Below are 17082 nucleotides of genomic sequence, written 5' to 3'. Positions count from 1 at the left end.
CCACCCCTGCGTGACTCAAGCGCGCGGTTCGCGTATCGAGAGCTGTGTGCAAGCCGACGGAGAACGCGATGCCCCGCATCCTGCTGCCCTTCTCCGCGGCGCTTGCAGCCTGCACGCCTTCACCTCAGGATGCCGCCATGCGCAGTTCCAGCCTCGTTCCAGGAACCACCGTCCGAGGTTCGGGGGAGGCAAGGTCCAGCGGCCAGGATCTTGCGGCCCCGAATTTGCCCGCTTCGAATCTGACCGCGCCCGATGCCCGCGCCCCTGCGCAAGCCGCCCAGGCGCCGGTTCCAGAGCCGGTATCGGTCGCCGAGAACCTTGCCGTGGCCATGCCCGCCGACCCTCCTGCCGACCCGCCGACGGACTCGCCGGCAGAGGCGCGGGGACGGAAAACCCTGTCCACGGCCTTTGTCCGGGTCGGCCCCGACGGGCATCTGACGGTGGAACTGCGCGGCGGGCATGTGGTGGTGCTTCGCGACGTGGTCCTGCGCGCGAGGAAATATTGCGGCATGCCCGTGACGGGCGGCCCGCGCGAAGGCACGTCCGCGGGTCAGTATTGCGGCGGATATGCCGATGTCGTGGCGGCCCGCCCCGGTGGCGCGCCGACGCCGATGATCGCCGACCCGGGCACGCCGGCGCCCGGCGCAGCGAAGGGCACATAGCCATCACGTCCTCAGTCGGGCTGGTCGCGTCTGGTGGGGGCGTCGCGCTGGACGACGCGGCGATCGACCGATCGGCGCCTGCCCATCCCGATCGATCCATGCTCGCCGATCGCGCGCTGGCGCTCGTCGCCGCCTGCGCGCGGCCGCTGGCCGATCCCGGCCGGGTCGCGGCGATCACCCGCGCCGCGGCTTCGCCGCTCGATGCGGACGCGGTCGCCACGCTCGCGCATCGCCACCGCGTCGAGGGGTTCGTCGAGCAGGGCCTCGCCGCCGCGGGCATCGTGCTTGCGGGGGCGGCCGCGGCGCGGCTGACGGCGGGCGCGGGCGCGGCGCGGCTGCAGGCGTTGCGCAACGCCGGCGAGGAACTCCGCGTCGGGCGCGCGCTCGCCGCGGCGGGGATCGACACGGTGTTCGTCAAGGGCGCGACGCTGGGGATGCGCGCGCATGGGATGCTGACGCTCAAATCGTCCTGGGACATCGACGTGCTGATCGCGCGCGCACACCTTGACGATGCGGGCCGGGTGCTGCGCGATCTCGGCTATCGCCTGTCGATCTTCGGGGGGATCGACGATCCCGTCCAGGTCCGCCGTTTTCTCGCCGGGAACAAGGAAACCGAGTGGCACCATGCGGGCCGCGGCACCACGGTCGAGCTGCATACTGCGCTTACCGACAACCCCGTCGCGCTGCCCTCGGTCGGTCTGGGCTCGCCACGCCAGGCCGTGGCGTTGATGCCAGGCCAGGCACTGTCGACGCTCGCGACCGTGCCGCTCTTTGCCTATCTCGCCTATCACGGCACCGCGCATTTATGGTCGCGGCTGAAATGGCTCGCCGACGTCGCCGCGGTGTTGCGCGACGAGGACGTGGTGGCGCTGCATGCCCATGCCGTGGCGCTGGGCGCGGGGCGGACGCCGGGTGTCGCGATCGTGCTCGCACACGAGATCCTCGGCCTCGACGTGCCGCCTGCGTTGCTTGCCACGATCCGCGCGGACCGCGTGACGCAGCGGCTCATCGCCTATTCGCATGCCGCGATCGTCGCGGCGCAGGATGCGGAGGGGCGTCTGATGCGGCCGTTCGGCGAACACCTCGCTTATGCACGCGCGCAAGGCTGGCTCATGCCCGGCGCGGCGCATCGGTGGTACGCGGCGCGACGGTTCGTGACCCGGCCCTATATCGCCGCGCATCTGCGCGTGCCGCACTGGGCGCTGCCCTTCGCCATTCTGGGCGCGCTCCCGGGCAGGTTGCTGCTGCGCCCGATCCGCCTGCGCCGGGAGCGCCGTCAGGCAGGCGGAAACACCGCCAGCAGGCCGTAACGCTCCGCGCCCTCGCACCCGATCACGTCGACCGCGCCCGAGCGGACCCAGACATGCGCGATCAACTGCCCCGTCTCGTCGCGCGCGGCGCCGTAATATAGCGCTGCCGCCAATCCGCGCCGCCGCAGCATCAACTGTGCGGCAAGCCCTTGCTGGAAGCATACCGCGCGCCACGGCACGCGCCGGCCCCAGGCGGCAACCGCGCGTTCGATCGCGCGCGCCTGCGCCGGCGTCGCCGCGGTTGCCGAGCGTCGCACCGCGGCTATGGCGGCGATCCGCCGGAACGACAGGATCGCGATCAGCAACGACGCCAGCGCCAGCATCGCCAGCGCCTCGATCAGCAAGGGCAGTCGGCGGATCAGTTGGTGCGCGCCGCCCGGCGCAGGAAATGCCCGGCCGCGACGCCGCGCAGCAGCATGGAGCGGTAACGGTCGACGATCGCCGGCTGGTTCCAGCGCGGGTCGTCCGCGGCAAAGTCCGGCCAGTCGCGGACCAGCGCACGCAACTGCGCGACATCGACCAGCGCCTCGCCCGGTCGGCAGCGTTCGATCCCGTCGAGTTCGGCGACCATCTCGCTTAGCGCGCCGGACACGCCGACGTGCCAGTCGGCCGCCTGATAGCCGCGCCGCTGCTCACCGACGAGTTCGGGCGGCAGCCGGTCCGCAAATGCGCGCCGCGCCAGCGACCGGGGTTCGCCGCCCAGGATATATTGCTCGTCGGGGACGCTCAGCGCCCACTCGATCAGCCGGCGATCGGCGGTCGGGTCGCGCAGGTCGATGCCCCAACCGGCGAGCGTTCCCTTGTTGTAGGATCCCATGTCGACCCGATCGAGCCCCCAGAGCCGCATCGCCCGCCCGTCGCGCCATGGGCGATAGGACAGATCGGTGCCGGTCATCGCGGCACGGGCGTCCAGGTCGGCGATCGCGTCCTGGCGCAGCGCGCTGTAGCTGTGCAGCGCGAGCGAGCGGCCGAACCGGTCGGTCAGCCAGCTCCAGGCGGCGGGCGACAGGAACGGGCCCAGCATCGCGGCGCCGATCCGTCGCCGGCGCCAGCCGCGCGTGCGCAGCTGCCGCGCCAGCCGGGCGAGCGCGACGAGCCGCCCGGCGCCGAGCAGCTGCGCGAGGTGCGGGATACCGTCGTGGCTCAGCGTGAAATTGCCGAGCTGTCCGGTCAGCAGGACGCTCACGCCGCGGCTGCGCGCGGCATCGTTGATCGTCTCGGCCCATACCGCGTTGCACGGATTCATGACCGGCCGCTGGTAGAGATCGAAATGCCGGTCGAGCAGCGGCAGCGGCGATCGTCCGTCGCCCTGCACGCGCACATGGACGATATTGGCGTGCAGCGCGGCGACGCGCGCGGCGATCGGCCCCTCGTCGGCGATCGCCCCGCCGGGCGCGGGCGCGCCGGGCCCGGGCACCGCGGTGAAGGCATGCAACGGCTCAAACTCCATCATCCGGGCGGCCGTGGCGGCGACGCTGGCGCTGTCGAGCCCGGCGGACAGATGCGCCCCCACCGCGCCGTGGTGCCGGCGTAACCGGACCGCGACCGCGCGGTCGAGCTCGGCGCGCAGCCCTTCGGCATAGTCCGCGGGCTTGAGCCGCAGCACTGTGCGCACCGGCGTCCACAGCCGAGCCTCGGTGAGGCCGTCGGCGTCGATCGTGACCGCATGGCCCGGCCGGACGCGGGTGATACCCGCGAAGAAGCTTTCCTCGCCTTCGGGCAGCACCGCCAGGAAGTCGGCGGTCGCGGTCGTGCTGGGTGCGTAGGGAATGTCGGGATGCGCGTGCAGCCCTCGCGGCATCGAGGCGGTCGCGACGAAGCCGTCGCCGCGATGGTAGAAGAGCGGCCGCTCGCCCATCGGATCGCGCGCCAGCGTCAGCGCCTGCCGACGCCGGTCCCACAGGATCACCGCGAACGCGCCGACGACGCGGGCGAGACCCGCGATGCCCCAGCGCTCCACCACCGCCATCACCAGCTGCGGCTCGGCCACGCGCGCCAGCTCGGCGGACGACAGGCCGAGCGCCGCGGCGATCTCGTCACGATTGTCGATCCGCGCATCCGCGGCCAGCAGCAGCGTGCCGTCGCTGCCCAGCACCGGACCGCGGTCGAAATCATCCTCGGGAACCAGCGCATACAGCCGTCGCCCGAGCGTCGCGCTATCCAGCGTGCGGCGGATCGCTGCGTCGGGCCCGAACGCGGCCTGCGCGTCGAGCATCCGCCCGACCGTCGTTTCGGTTGCTGCGTCGCGCCGGCTCCACAGGCCGGCGAGCGCGGTCATGCCGGCGTCAGGCCGACGAGCTGTTCGCTCTCCAGCGACGCAAGCAGGTCGTGGAGGTCGGCGCGGCATTCGGCCTCGTCCACCTCATGTTCGGCGAGCAGGTCGGCGACCAGTTGATCGACGGTGCGCGGCTGTTCCAGCAGCTGCCACACGCGCGTCGCGGTCGCGTTGAACCCGTAGCAGGTGCCGCGCTCGACGTGCAGGCCGACCAGTTCGCCGGCCGCGTCGGCCTCGATCATTCCCGGCTGCCTCGATACCAGCGTCATTCCGTCCACGTGTCTCTCCAGCTGCAGGGCCGCCCTTGGCGGGTCGGGAAGCGCGCGGTAAGCCGGGGTCATGTCACCCTGGTCTCCGTCATCCTCTTCGTCGCGGTGTTATCGGGCGTTCGGCCTCCGGTTGCAATCGACGTTGCCGCTGCCCGAACTGCACCTCGTCGACGAAGCAGGCGACGATGGGCACGAAGCGACATCCGGGGCCATCGACGTCGTCGTCCGCATGGCTGCGGCCCCGCCCCCCGACGCGCCCGAAATCCTTCCCGATGTTCGGTGCGACGCGGATCATTTCTGGATGGACGTCCCGCGCGTCGGCCGATTCCTGGTCCGCCACGGGCGCGAGATGGTGGTGGAGCCCTGCCCCGACGTGCCCGACGGCGACGTGCGCGCCTATCTGCTCGGGTCGGCGATGGGCGCGCTCCTGCATCAGCGCGGGCTGCTGCCGCTCCACGCCTCGGCCGTGGAGGTGAATGGACGCGCCATCGTCTTCATTGCGCCCGCGGGAAGCGGCAAGTCGACCATGGCGATGCATCTCCAGCATCGTGGCCACCGGGTGATCTGCGACGATATCTGCGCGGTCGCGATCGAAAGCGGGGGCGGGGGCGGGTCGGCGCGGCTGTGGCCGGGGTTGCGCAACCTCAAGCTGTGGCGTGCGTCGCTCGGCGCGATCGCGCGGACGCCCGACGGGCTCGAGCCGGTCCTTGTCGACATGGACAAATACCGCGTCCCCGTCGACGCGCCTGCCGATGACCGTGCGGTCGATCTCGCCGCGGTCGTGTTGCTCGACTGGGGCGAGGATTTCGCGATTTCGCCGCTGCCCGGTGCCGAGGCGGTCGGCGCGCTGGTCGCCAACACCTTCCGCGGTCAGCTGGTGGTGCCGATGGGGCGGCAGGCGGCGCATTGGCGGCAATGTCTCGACCTGTTCGGCGCGGCGGGTGTCTACCGCATCGTCCGCCCGCGCGCGCTCGACCAGCTCGACCGGGCGTCGATCCTGATCGAACGCCTGTCCCTCACGCCGACGCGATGACGTCGCTCAGCCGCGCGTACCGCGCATGCCGTTCAGCCGCCGTGCCCGGCGTCGCCTGAGCAGCCTCGGGATACGGCGCAGGGGGTAGAGCACGAACCAGAAGCGCGGGCGGTCGGCGCCGTCTTCGTCCGAGGCGGAGAAGAGCAGGCGCATGATCCAGCCGCGAAGATCGCCCGCGCTCGATGCGACGAGCAGTTTGCCCGTCATCTCCGCCCAGCCACGCCAGCGCGACCGCGCGAGCTCGGCGGTCCCGCCTCCCGCTTCGATCGTGCGCCGCGACAGTGCGACGAGCAGCATCAGGCGGAGCGATACGGGCGCACGGAACGCAGGAGGCGGGGGCGTGTCGAAGTATCGCCGCGCGAGCAGGATCGCAGAGGCGGCTGCGCGGGTCTGGCGCCGGGCGACCGCGGCGTGCCAGAGCTGGTCGCCGCCATCGGGCTCGCGCGCCAGCAGCGCTGCGACATCGGCCAGCCAGCGGAGCCGTGCCCATAGATGCGCGGCGCCGTGGTTGCAGACATAGGCGAACAGCGCCTCGGTCGCCAACGTGGCCACCGCTGCGCCGGGGGCCAGTTCGACCCATTGGACGGCGTCGCGGGCCGGGCGCTCGTGCGGCGTGTCGGTCATGCGCCAGTGAAGCTCGACGATCTGCCGGTTGCCGGGATGACGGATCTCCAGGTCCTTGGCGAGCGGGAGCGCGCGCGCGACCCGCTCCGACAGGTCTTCGTGCGCGCCGCCTGGGATCCGGTAGCCGGCCGTCTCGAGCACGGTCGCTGCACGGCGTGCGTCGGCCGGATCGACGAGCAGGTCGATATCGCTGAACTGGCGGCGATCGATCGCGCCATAGGCCAGCACCGCCAGCGTGCTGCCCTTGAGGAACAGCGGCTCGATACCCTCCGCCATCAGTAGAGTCCGCAACCGGATCGCCTCGCGCGCGGACCGCAGCGGCGCGAGCGGATCGTGACGCGCGGCCAGCGTCGCCGGAATCGGCCGGTTGCACCGCCTGAGCGTCTCGACGACCAGCGGCACGAGCTGGTGCCGGTGCGCGATCGCGGCGATCGCGTCGCCGTCCAGATCCCCTTCGGGACAAAGACACCGGTCGCCCGGCTTGGGTGGGGCGAGCGGATCGGCACACGCACAGACGAACGCGAACGCGGCCGATATCTCCGACCGGTGCGCTGCGGATGACCGCGGAGATGATGCGGCCGTCGTCAAGCGCCGGGCGCATTGAAGGTGATCGCATAGGTCCCGGCCGGCAGGGTCGTACCGGGTGTGGCGGGCTGGCTGACGGTGAACCCGGTCGCGGTCGCGGTCAGATAGCCGTTCCGGACCAGCGCGATGGCGGCCGCGTTCGCCGCGGAGATCACCGGATAGCTGGCGGACGGATAGGCATGCGCATAGGTGACCGTGAACAGGTCCCCTGCCCGCGTCGCGGCGCTGGTGACGAGCTGGACGATCCCCGCGGTGCCGGTCGCGGTGATCGTCGCGGTCGCGCCCGATCCTGCATCGGGCAGCACCTTGACGGTCGGCGCGGCGGTATCGGCGAGCATGATGCTGCGCCGGATGCCATCGGCCGCGGTGAAATACGGGCGGGCGTCCGCATCGACCTCGAACGCGCCCGCTTCCGGCGTGGCGAGCAGCGCGGCGCCCGCGCGCAAGAACTTGAGCGGTCCGAACCCGGGCGATGCCGCGCCCGCGCCGATCACCACCCACCCGCCGAAATTGCTGCCCGCGGACGCCAGCGCCGGGTTTACGCCGCCCGGGAAGAGGACCTGCTGGTAGCTGTTGGCAACGATCGCGTTCATCGATCCGTAGCGGCGCGGATAGGCCTGCGTCACCTTCGACGAGGCGATCCCCGTACCGGTGAACAACGTCCAGCGCCCGGCAACCTCGCCCGCCGAGAACGCCGCATTGTCGACGGTCACGCGCGTTCCGCCGACATGGCCGGTCTGCGCACCGGTGCCCGCCTGCCACAGGTCGACGACGATCCGGTCGCCATTCTGGACCGCGGCATAGCCGTTCATCGCCGGGCTGCGGGTCTTGACCCAGTAGTTCGTCACCCCCTTGCCGTCCGCGCCATATTTGAACGCGAGATAGCCCGTGTCGTTGGGCGCGCTGCCGTTCACCTGGATCGGCGCATCGCCGATCGTCCCCGACGAATTGGCGACCGCGGGCGTGCCGGGCTGTTCGCTCCCGACGATCGGCATCTTCATTGCCGTCGGCGCGGTCGCCGCCGTCAGCGCCTGCCGCGCCAGGTCGCGCGCGACCGGGTCGACCTGTGCGGTTGCGGGGCTGGCGAGCGTAAGCGCCGATAGCGCGAAAGCCACGATCCTGGTCATGCGCGGTTCCTTGACGAGAGGACGTCGGGAAGCGTCCGCGCAACGACACCGCGGGCGCGCCGATGGTCGACCATTGTCGCGCGTTTAACAAGCCGGCGTCGGGCTCCTGACACGCGCACCTGATCGTCCCGTCCCGGCCACCCTCACCGTGGATGCCAGCTTGTCGGTATGCGCGTAGACGCGTAGACGTGTCGACATGAAGGCCGGATTCCCCTCTGCGCTAGGCGAAGCGCCGGAACTGGCCGCCATCCTCGATTTTCTGCACGGCATCGGACTGACGGTGGTCGCCGGACGAGTCCCGGCCGATGCGCTGTTGCCGGCGATGACGGTGCAGCGCGGTGTGCTGTTCTACGACCCCGTGCAACGAGGCCATGTCGGCGATCTGCTCCACGAGGCGGGGCATCTCGCGGTCACCGATCCGGCGCAACGGGACGTACTGGCGCAGGTCGGCGACGATCCCGCCGAGGAGATGGCGGCGATCGCCTGGTCCTATGCTGCGGCAATGGCGATCGGCGTGCCCGTCGGCACGCTGTTTCACGCCAGTTACAAGGGCGGCCCCGACTCGCTGATCGCGGCATTTACCAGCGGCAGCTTCATCGGCCTGCCGATGCTGCAATATTGGGGGATGGCGGTGCGGGGCGACGGCGATGGCGCGCGCTTTCCCGCGATGCGGGCATGGTTGCGGCCCGCCTGCGCGACCCGGTCATGATCCCGGCGCTGCGCAACCGCCTCAAGCGCGTCGTGCCGCTGGTTGCCGTTGTCCGTGTCGTTCGCGCGCTGGCGACCCCGCTCGGCCGCGGCTGGCTGCGTGCGGGGCGTGCCGGCGCGGGGCTGTTCCAGCCCGCGACCGTCACGCGCCTCGATCGGCACCCGCCGTTGTTCGCGGTCGTGACCGCGCGACTGGCGGACCGCGCGGCGCCACGGCTGTTGTCGTTCGGCTGCTCGACGGGAGAGGAGGCGGTCACGCTGGCGCGCTATCTGCCGCATGCGCGGATCGATGCGATCGACGCGAACCCCGCCTGTATCGTGCGCGCCCGCCATACCGCTGCTCGGCTCGCGCCGCGCCCGGCATCGGGACGGATCGATTTCGCCTGCGCCGATACGCCCGATGCGCTCGTCGTTCGGCGACAGGGCGCCCCGGGGAACGATGCGCGGAACGATGCGGGGGACTATGGCGCAGAGGGATATGACGCGGTGTTCTGCCTGTCGGTGCTGCGGCACGGCGATCTCGACGTGCTGCGCCCCGAAGCCTGTACCGGGCTGTTGCCGTTCGCCCGGTTCGCGGCAGCCGTGGCAGCGCTCGACCGCTGCGTGGCGCCGGGCGGGATGCTGATCCTGTGGGGCTGCCATTTCCGCTTTACCGATACCGCCACCGCGTCTCGCTACCGCGTGATCGCGACGCCGGGGGCACGGCCGCAACCCGGCCCGTTCTACGGTCCCGACGACCGGATGCTGCCCGAAGGCGCCTATGCCGCGTTCGTCTTCGTCAAGGACGCTGCGGTGACGGCCGGGACGATCGCGGCTTGACGGGATCGCGTTGCGGGACTTTGTTCGGACTCATCGTGCCTGCCACGGGAGACGGATGTGTCCGCATCGATCCGAACCGCATTTGCCGACCATGCCTTGCCGGGGCACGGGGAGGTCCGGCCGATCGCGATCGGTGCGCAGCGTACCGATGTGCGCGTGCCGCCCGATGCGCCGGCGCAGGTCTTCCTGCGGCATCGCGCGATCGAATGCCGCGATCTGCTCGATCCCGATCTGCTGGCCAGCCTGCTCGACCGCTGCCGTCGCGGATCGTTCGTGGTCGATCATGTCGACCGGCTCGGATCGCGCGAGGTCGAGTCGCCGCAGCGGGTCGGCGCGGCGCTCAATATCATGCTCAGCCGTCCGGCGTTCCTGCGCTGGGTCGAGGCGGTGACCGGCCGCCACGACCTGCAGCGCGTCGAGGGCCGGGTCGTCCAGACCCGCGCCAACGGGCTGGATGCGCTCGACTGGCATAACGACACGCATGACGATGCGGCGGGCGCACGCCGGCTGGGGATCACCGTCAACCTGTCCGACAGCGCCTATGAGGGTGGCGATTTCGAACTGCGCCTGGTCGGGACCAACGCGATGCTGACGCGGTATCGGCATGATCATGCGGGGACCGCGCTGATCTTCGACATTGCCGGCGACCTCGAACACCGGGTCCTGCCGGTGCTGAGCGGCGGGCCGCGGCGGGTGTTCACGGGGTGGTTCGTCGAGCAATCATCGTCCTGATCCGCGCGAGCGCATGGCGCGCGCGCGCCGCCTGATCCTGCGCATCGAACATGGTAATCGCGGGAAAGCCGTCGACCGGCACCGCCGCGGCGATCGCCAGCAGGTCGCGTCGGCGTGCGGCCTGGTCGGGCAGCGCGACGAACCACCGCGGCCGGAAGAGCTGTGCCGACAGCAGGGCGAGCTTGCCGGCCGCATCGCGCGCGATCGGGCGGTGGGTCAGGACGAGCATCCCGCCCAGCGGCAGGTCGATCTCGGATGACCGCGCGCGCGGGCGGACCAGCCACTTGCCGCGCGGGTCGTCGGGGATCGGCTGGCGCAGATCGGCATCGATCCGTGCGGCGGTATCGCGGTGCTGGCGCATCGTCGGGCGGCCGCGATACGCCCTGATCCGCCCCGCCCTGATCCCCCCCGCCTCGCCCCACCCCGCCTCGCCCCACCCCGTCTCGACCCGCCCCGCCCCGGCCCGCCCCGCCTCGACCCGCACGATCGACAGATCGTCCGCGACGAGCCGCGCGCCGATGCCGAGCAGCCCCGCGGTCAGGCTCGATTTGCCCGCGCCCGATGGTCCCGCGATCAGCACCGCCTGCCCGTCGACCTCGATCATGCCGGCATGGAACGGGATCGCGCCGCGCCATGCCAGCGTCAGCGCGCTGAGCGTGCTGTAAAAGGCGAACGGCAGGGTTCCCCGCCAGTCCGGCCCTGTCAGATAGGTGATCCGCGCGCCGTCGATCATGTCGAAGACGACCTCGTCCGCCCAGCCGAACCGGATGCCGTCGGCATAGAGGCGGCCGCGGTTGAGCGGGCGGCCCGCCCCGCGATCGGCCAGCGTGGCGACGCGCGACACCTGCACGCGCGATCGCGCGTCGTCCGCGGTCGGGAGGCACTGGCTGAAGCCGTCGAGCGCGATGTCCGAATACCATGTCAGCCCGAAGCACGCCGCGCAGTGATCGAGCGTCACGTCGGCCTGAGATCGAACGCGATGCAGATCCGCTTCTCACCCAGCCCGTGCGGAAACGTGCGGTGATAGCTGTGCGACGGAAAGGCGAGCATCAGCCCGTCCCGCGGGCGCACGATCCGCGTCCCGAACGCGCTGGCGGCCTCGTCGCCGATCAGCTCCCCGGGCATGCCGAACGCCAGGCATCCGCCAAGCCCGGCCGCGCCTTCCCCGGCCGCACCTTTCCCGACCAGCCTGTCGCCTTGGGCGATCGAGTCGGGCACGCGGACGTAATAGACTCCGCTCAGCCACCCGAACTGGTGGACGTGCCAGGTCTCGAACCCTGCGCTCTCGGTGATGACGCACCAGCTGCGCAGCACCGCCGACGCTGGGCGCGCGCGGGCCCAGGGATGGTCGACGCGGTCGATGCGGTCCAGATGCGCGTCGATCGCATCGGCGATCTGCGCCAGCAGCAGGCGGACGAGCGGCGCTTTGCGCGTCGCCGGGGAGTCTATCCGCCAGGTCAGCGCGGAGGCGGTGCCATAGCGTTCGTAGCGCAGGCCGGGATGCGCGAGCAGCTCCTCGGCGAGCGCGGCGTTGAACGCGTGGATATCGTCCCAGCCGGGCGGCGGTGCGAGCATCTCCATCGCGGACAGATCGTCCAGCCCGGCCGCGGCGCGCGCCACATCGATCGCACCCGCCTTGGCATGGGCGAGCGCGCGCGCGGCGAACAGCCGGGCATGCGCGGCCCCCTGCGCGGTCAGCGAGTCGGCCATGGCGAGCACCGCGGCGGGATCGTTCGCCGCGAGATCGAGCGCGGCGAGCCGCTTGCAGGCATCCTTTTCCCGCGGATCGAGCCGGAGCGCCTGCCCCAGCGTCGCGCGCGCCGCGGCGATATCGCCCAGCCGCGTCTCCGCCTTGCCGCGCGCGGCAAGCGCCGCGGCGCGCTGCGCATCGCTGCCCGCTTCGCTAAACGCATGATCCGCGACGCGCCGCGCCTGGCGCGAATCCTCGGGCGTCTCGCGGGCGAGATGGGCCTGGACCAGCAGCATCGCCTGCGTGAAATCGAGATCGTCGTGCGGCGCGAGCAGCGCGACGAGGTCGTCGAACGCGTCGCACACCAGCAACAACGTCGCCAACCGCAAGCGCATCACCCGGTTCGGATTGCGATCATAGGCAAGCCGCACGAACAGCAGCTCCTGCGAGACGGTCAGGTGCTTGGCGGTTTCGATCTCGATCCTGGTACGATGCTCCATACGCCCCCGATCACCTCCCGCATAATAGTGCAGGACTCTGATCCTGCGGACGGGGTGGTAAATAGGTGGGTGTAGAGAGTCTACAGGTCGACTATCGCGACTGAATGTCCGACGAATAGTATTCCAATAGTTAATCATAATCCATGTTATAAAATTAGATCGGCTATCGTTGGTATTCTCTATTGTAATTGGCGGGCAATATCGGAATACCGTCACTGTCTTGCTTGTGTCGTGCGGTGCGCGGTTGGTCACGCCTTGGAGGCGCGTCGCAGATGTTCGCAAGCCCATCAGGGGAGATATCGAGATGACCGAGCAAACCATGCCGCCGATCCCGCGCAAGCCCTGGATGGAGCCCGAAATTCGCGAACTCGACGTACGCGAAACCTCGCTGTCGCCCGGCCTGGGCAACGATGTCGGGGGCAATCCCTCGCCGGATTGCCAAAGGTCCTGATTGGGCCCAGCGCGAGCTGGACCGCTTGATCGCAGGGCTGCATCGCTACGGCGGGCATCATGCGGCGTCCGTACGGGTTCCCGTCACAAGCCGCCGTTGCGAGCCGCCATCGCGATCCGCCATCGCGATCCGCCATCGCGATCCGCCATCGCGATCCGCTATCGCGATCCGCCGCTGCGAAGCGCCGTTGCGAACGCCCGTTACAGGGCGATGATATCGGTCGGCGATCCGCCGAGGATCATCGTCGTCCGGCGTTCGAGCGCGCGATCGAGGATCATGACCCCGCCATGCAAGTTGCTGCGCAGATGGCGGGGGCCGAAACTGGACATGCCGACGATGACCGCATCGGGCGTGATCGCCAGTCCGCGCGTCATGAGCGTATCGGTGATATGCGCGCGCGTGCCGTCTGCCGCGATGATGTCCCCCGCCATCGAGTCGCAGTGCCACAACATCCCGTGCTCGTCCGCGACGATATCGTGACAGCTGTGTCCGGGCAGCGGCTGCCGCTCGATCAGCCGCCAGTCGCGATCGAGCCAGGCGAGTTCGCTGGTCTTTTCGGGGATCACCTTGCCGTTGTGCAGCATGATCGCGGTGCGATTGCCGACGCTCGCGATCGCGTTGATGTGCAGATAGGCACCGCTGGTGTCGTGCGGCGGTGCGGGCGCGAACGGACGCTGGACGTCGACCGCATCGCCATCGAGCGTGAAGCGCAGGATCGCCTGGTTGGCGGTGTCGAGCACGCACAACAGCCCGTCGACGACCGCGATCTGGTGGCAGTTGGTGTGCAGCCCGGTGACGAGCACCGCTGGCTTGGCCAGCCGCGCGCCGGCCAGATCGAAACGGACGATCCGCCCCATCGGCACGCTGCGGTCGCGGTGTCCGCAATTCTCGAACACATAGAGCGCGCTACCGTGGCGATACAGGCCGAAGAACCAGCCATAGACGATGGTCTTCACGCTGGCCCCCGCCCCGCCATCGGCCGCGATCGCGAAGAGGCCGCGGTGCGTGGCGATCAGCCAGGTCTGTCCGGCCAGATCGGGATCGGCGATCCGCACGTCGCCGCGCGCATAGGCGTCGCGCGCCATCGCTTCGCGCAGCGCACTCTTGGCGGCAAAACGGTCGATGTTGGGCATCCATGCGTGTCTATCCCACGCCGCGCGCGCGTCAATTGCGGGTCGGTACAATGCTGAGCAGCGGGATTTACGGACTGTTCCGGCTCGACGACGGACCAGTCGATCCGCGTGATGCCGATGCGCTTGGCATAGGGTGTGGCGACCTGTCGGGCGCGGCGTTCGTGCACGCGGTCGATCCGCATGATCCGAATGCGCTGCACCGGGTCGAGGCAGACGGCGCGCTGACGATACTCGTCGGCCATATCGAGGAACCGCAGGCGTTGGCGGCGCGGCTGAACGTCGCCCCGACGCTGCCCGCCGCGCTGCTCGCGCGCGCCGCGCTCGACCGGTTCGGGGGCGAAACCGCGGCCGAGATGATCGGCGAATGGTCGCTGCTCCACTGGGATCGTCGCGACCGTCGGCTGGTGTTGACGATGTCGGCCGCGCGACGCGACCGGCTGTTCTTCGCGGTCGATGGTCCACGCGTCGCGGTCGCCCCGAACCTGTTCGCATTGTCGCGGATTGCGTGGATCGGCAACCGGCTCGACGAGGCGGGCTTGCTGGTGTCGATCGGGCGCGCCGACCTGCGCGCTGCACTGCGCGAGGAGATGGGCGACCGAACGATGCTGGCCAAGGTCCGCCAGCTCGAACCCGCCACGCGACTGACGATCACGGCGGACGGCATCCGCTGCGATGCCGCGGCGATCCTGGTACCGCAGCCGCGGTGGACGGGGTCGTTCGACGATGCGGTCGTCGCGGCCGAGGAGACGATGCGGACGATTTTGCGCGCGCGGATTGCGCGGACCGCGGTGCCGGGCGTGCTGCTCAGCGGCGGGCTTGATTCCTCGACGATCGCGTGGCTGGCGGCGCGCGAGCGAGCGGCGGAGCAGCGGATGATCCTGCTGACCTCGGTCGCACCGCCCGGCAGCGGGCTCGCCGACGAAGCCGCGTTCGCCGATGCGGTCGCCGATCGCATCGGTCTGACCGCCGAGCATGTCTCGCCGCCCGAGGATGCCGATATCTACCGCCCGTCGGATGCGATCCTGGGCGGCGCCAGTCGTCCGCCGATGCCGGTGCGACATTGCCTGACCGAGACGTTCCAGGCACGCGGCAAGGCGCTGGGCGCGACCGCGCTGTTCGACGGCTCGTTCGGCGAGGCGACGCTGACGGGCAAGTTCGCGCTGACCACGATGCGGCAGCGGCTGCGCGGCACCGCGGGACGACTGCGCCGCGCTCTGGCGGGAGCGGTCGAGGAGCCGGCGCGGCACGGCCCCTTCCATGTCCGCTTGTCGCCGGTGCGTCTCGCCGCGCTGCCCGCGGCGATGCGGGCCCCTCCCCCTGCCATGGTGGAAAACGAGATTCGGCGTCCCCGCGACGCGTGGGGGTATCTGCCCGGCGCGGACAAGGCGCTGCTCCATCCGAACGAATTCTATCCCGGTGCGCTGCGGATGGAATTCCCGTTTCGCGACGTGCGGCTGCTGCGGTTGTTCGCGGGCTTTCCCGCGGGCTTTCTCGTCCATGACGGGCTCGATCGTGCGCCCGTCCGCCACATGCTCGCGGGCCATCTGCCCGACATGATCCGGTTGCGGCGCTCGGGCCGGCCTGCGTCGCCCGATCACATGGCGCGGCTCCAGCGCCAAGCGTCTGCGGCGCGTGGGCGGATCGCCACCTTCCGCAAGGCCGAGGTGCAGGAGTGGATCGATCTCGACTGGCTCGACCAGATGCTCGCGACGATCGCCGCGCGCGGGCCGGCCAACTTCGCCGAATCCTACGAGGTGCAGCTGACCGCGATCACCGCGGAATTCCTGACCTGGTGGCGTGCGCGGTCCTAAGCCGGCCAGATATCGAACGATATGCAGATCCGGCGCTGCGCGGCGCCGTGCGGGAAGGTGCGGTGATAGCTGTGCGACGGGAACAGCATCAGCAGCCCCGGCTGCGGGCGGACCAGATCCTCGCCGAACCGTGCCGCCATCTCCGCGCCGATCAATCCGTCGGGCAGGCCGAACGCGATGCACCCGCCGGAATCGCTGCCGGTGACGACCGTGTCGGGGACCTGTGCGTAATAGACCCCGCTCATCCAGCCGAACGGATGCGCGTGCCAGTGCTCGAAGCCTTCGCCTTTGGTGATGACGCACCAGCTGCGCAGCTCGCCGTGCTCGGGGCGGGCCGCGAGCCAGGGGTGTGCGATAGCCGACAGCGACGCGACATGCCGCTCCGCGGTCGCGGCGATCTGCGCCAGCAGCGCACGCGCGATCGGCGCGGCGCCGGTCGCCAGCGCATCGATCCGCCAGGTGCCGTGCGATGCGGTGCCGTGGCGCTCGTAGCGCAGGCCGGGATGCGTCTTCAGCTCCTCGACGAGCGCGGCGTTGAACGCGGCGATATCGGCCCAGCCGGGCGGGGGCATGAGCGGCCGGCGATAGCGGAACGCGGCCAGGTCGGTGATCGCGCGCGCCTCGTCGATCCGCCCGAGCCGCGCGAACGCCAGCATCCGCGCCGCGAACAGCCGCGCATGGCCGATGCCCTGCGCCGCCAGTCGATCGGTCACCGCGATCACCGCCTCGGCGTCGCCCGCGCGCAGCAGCAGGGTGACGAGGCGCCGGCACGCATTGGTGTTGCCGGGATCGTGGCGCAACGCCTCGGTCAGCCGGTCGCGCGCGGCTGCGTGCCGGTCCATCCGCACCAGCGCCTTGGCCTGGTCCGCCAGCGCCGCGCTGCGCTCCGCATCGGTCGTCGCGAGCGTCGCCGCGTGCGTCGCCGCGTCGCCCGCCAGCGCGGTATCGCCCGGCTGGTCGCGCGCGAACCGCGCGGCTGCGAGCGCCAGCCAGCCCGCGCAATCGAGCGTGCCCGCCTCCGGCGCGGTCAGCACGGCAATCGCCTCGTCGAACGCGTCGAGCTGGTTGAGCAGCCGCGCCAGCCGCAGCCGCAACGGCGCGGACCCAGGATTGCGCGCGACCGCGGTGCGCACGATCTCGCACTCCCGCCGCGCGCTCAGCGCCTTGGCGGGCTCGGGACGTATCAGCATCCGGTCGGCCCTCCCCCCCTGTTGCGAACCGCCATCCCGACGACAGGTCCGCACACGACGAATGCGCAACCCCATCGGCATGATTTTGTGACGCTGGAATCGTCTTCGGGCAACGGAATAGCGAATTGGATCGACGGTGGATGCAATAGTGGCGGCGTGCGGC

The 17082-nt window shown here is 70.7% G+C and carries 17 protein-coding genes; 8 read left to right on the top strand and 9 right to left on the bottom strand.

Annotation, left to right across the window (positions count from 1 at the left end; genetic code table 11):
• Positions 1 to 68 precede the first annotated feature (68 nt).
• Complete coding sequence (locus C8J26_RS19495) at positions 69 to 662, top strand: hypothetical protein (RefSeq protein WP_146168925.1); 594 nt, start codon at positions 69 to 71, stop codon at positions 660 to 662.
• Between the two features lie 98 nt (positions 663 to 760).
• Positions 761 to 1972: a nucleotidyltransferase family protein gene (locus C8J26_RS19490; protein ID WP_107960042.1), complete on the top strand. Its 1212-nt coding sequence runs from the start codon at positions 761 to 763 to the stop codon at positions 1970 to 1972.
• On the opposite strand, the gene C8J26_RS19485 is transcribed toward C8J26_RS19490, so the two are convergent.
• From C8J26_RS19485 to C8J26_RS19475, 3 genes are read right to left on the bottom strand one after another with little or no spacing between them, the layout of a single operon-like run.
• The gene (locus tag C8J26_RS19485; RefSeq protein WP_107960040.1) at positions 1939 to 2316 is read right to left on the bottom strand and encodes a lasso peptide biosynthesis B2 protein; all 378 of its coding nucleotides are present in this window, start codon (positions 2314 to 2316) and stop codon (positions 1939 to 1941) included. The genes C8J26_RS19490 and C8J26_RS19485 overlap by 34 nt on opposite strands.
• Before the next feature lie 14 nt (positions 2317 to 2330).
• The gene (locus tag C8J26_RS19480; protein ID WP_167398930.1) at positions 2331 to 4250 is read right to left on the bottom strand and encodes an asparagine synthetase B family protein; all 1920 of its coding nucleotides are present in this window, start codon (positions 4248 to 4250) and stop codon (positions 2331 to 2333) included.
• Positions 4247 to 4489, bottom strand: coding sequence for a PqqD family protein (locus C8J26_RS19475; protein ID WP_056420793.1), 243 nt, complete (start codon positions 4487 to 4489; stop codon positions 4247 to 4249). The genes C8J26_RS19480 and C8J26_RS19475 overlap by 4 nt, the downstream gene beginning before the upstream one ends.
• A 157-nt stretch (positions 4490 to 4646) precedes the next feature.
• Between C8J26_RS19475 and C8J26_RS19470 the strand changes: the two genes are divergently transcribed.
• On the top strand, positions 4647 to 5549 hold the full coding sequence (locus C8J26_RS19470; RefSeq protein ID WP_107960036.1) for a hypothetical protein: 903 nt from the start codon (positions 4647 to 4649) through the stop codon (positions 5547 to 5549).
• A gap of 6 nt (positions 5550 to 5555) precedes the next feature.
• Here the strand turns inward: C8J26_RS19470 and C8J26_RS20630 are convergent, their stop codons facing one another.
• Together C8J26_RS20630 and C8J26_RS20625 are read right to left on the bottom strand one after the other, a co-directional pair.
• A complete protein-coding gene (locus C8J26_RS20630) occupies positions 5556 to 6761 on the bottom strand; it encodes a nucleotidyltransferase domain-containing protein (RefSeq protein ID WP_167398929.1) in 1206 nt (401 codons plus the stop codon).
• A complete protein-coding gene (locus tag C8J26_RS20625; RefSeq protein ID WP_167398928.1) occupies positions 6758 to 7885 on the bottom strand; it encodes a hypothetical protein in 1128 nt (375 codons plus the stop codon). Before C8J26_RS20625 ends, C8J26_RS20630 begins: the two co-directional genes overlap by 4 nt.
• 196 nt (positions 7886 to 8081) lie before the next feature.
• Here C8J26_RS20625 and C8J26_RS19460 point away from each other — a divergent pair, with 196 nt between their 5' ends.
• From C8J26_RS19460 to C8J26_RS19450, 3 genes are read left to right on the top strand one after another with little or no spacing between them, the layout of a single operon-like run.
• Positions 8082 to 8594 (top strand): hypothetical protein, encoded by a 513-nt coding sequence (locus C8J26_RS19460; RefSeq protein ID WP_107960034.1) that lies wholly within the window; start codon positions 8082 to 8084, stop codon positions 8592 to 8594.
• Positions 8561 to 9412: a class I SAM-dependent methyltransferase gene (locus C8J26_RS19455; RefSeq protein ID WP_107960032.1), complete on the top strand. Its 852-nt coding sequence runs from the start codon at positions 8561 to 8563 to the stop codon at positions 9410 to 9412. The genes C8J26_RS19460 and C8J26_RS19455 overlap by 34 nt, the downstream gene beginning before the upstream one ends.
• 57 nt (positions 9413 to 9469) lie before the next feature.
• On the top strand, positions 9470 to 10144 hold the full coding sequence (locus tag C8J26_RS19450) for a 2OG-Fe(II) oxygenase (RefSeq protein ID WP_107960030.1): 675 nt from the start codon (positions 9470 to 9472) through the stop codon (positions 10142 to 10144).
• On the opposite strand, the gene C8J26_RS20735 is transcribed toward C8J26_RS19450, so the two are convergent.
• Both C8J26_RS20735 and C8J26_RS19440 read right to left on the bottom strand, forming a co-directional pair.
• Positions 10110 to 11102 (bottom strand): HPr kinase/phosphorylase, encoded by a 993-nt coding sequence (locus C8J26_RS20735; RefSeq protein WP_208631477.1) that lies wholly within the window; start codon positions 11100 to 11102, stop codon positions 10110 to 10112. The genes C8J26_RS19450 and C8J26_RS20735 overlap by 35 nt on opposite strands.
• Entirely contained in the window at positions 11099 to 12334 is a 1236-nt protein-coding gene (locus tag C8J26_RS19440) for a putative 2OG-Fe(II) oxygenase (protein WP_167398927.1), read from the bottom strand. Before C8J26_RS19440 ends, C8J26_RS20735 begins: the two co-directional genes overlap by 4 nt.
• A 304-nt stretch (positions 12335 to 12638) precedes the next feature.
• On the opposite strand from C8J26_RS19440, the gene C8J26_RS20620 reads away from it, so the two are divergent.
• Complete coding sequence (locus tag C8J26_RS20620; protein ID WP_167398926.1) at positions 12639 to 12785, top strand: hypothetical protein; 147 nt, start codon at positions 12639 to 12641, stop codon at positions 12783 to 12785.
• Positions 12786 to 12985: 200 nt separating this feature from the next.
• On the opposite strand, the gene C8J26_RS19435 is transcribed toward C8J26_RS20620, so the two are convergent.
• The gene (locus tag C8J26_RS19435) at positions 12986 to 13918 is read right to left on the bottom strand and encodes a hypothetical protein (RefSeq protein ID WP_107960026.1); all 933 of its coding nucleotides are present in this window, start codon (positions 13916 to 13918) and stop codon (positions 12986 to 12988) included.
• 2 nt (positions 13919 to 13920) lie between these two features.
• Between C8J26_RS19435 and C8J26_RS19430 the strand changes: the two genes are divergently transcribed.
• The gene (locus C8J26_RS19430) at positions 13921 to 15729 is read left to right on the top strand and encodes an asparagine synthetase B family protein (RefSeq protein ID WP_107960024.1); all 1809 of its coding nucleotides are present in this window, start codon (positions 13921 to 13923) and stop codon (positions 15727 to 15729) included.
• On the opposite strand, the gene C8J26_RS19425 is transcribed toward C8J26_RS19430, so the two are convergent.
• A complete protein-coding gene (locus tag C8J26_RS19425; RefSeq protein ID WP_107960022.1) occupies positions 15726 to 16919 on the bottom strand; it encodes a putative 2OG-Fe(II) oxygenase in 1194 nt (397 codons plus the stop codon). The two genes, C8J26_RS19430 and C8J26_RS19425, sit on opposite strands and share 4 nt — an antisense overlap.
• Between the last annotated feature and the right edge of the window lie 163 nt (positions 16920 to 17082).

The sequence above is a fragment of the Sphingomonas aurantiaca genome, from assembly GCF_003050705.1.
GTDB lineage: Bacteria > Pseudomonadota > Alphaproteobacteria > Sphingomonadales > Sphingomonadaceae > Sphingomonas > Sphingomonas aurantiaca.
The sequence above is the reverse complement of the archived record's forward strand: the minus strand, read 5'-3'. Positions and strand labels throughout refer to the sequence as shown.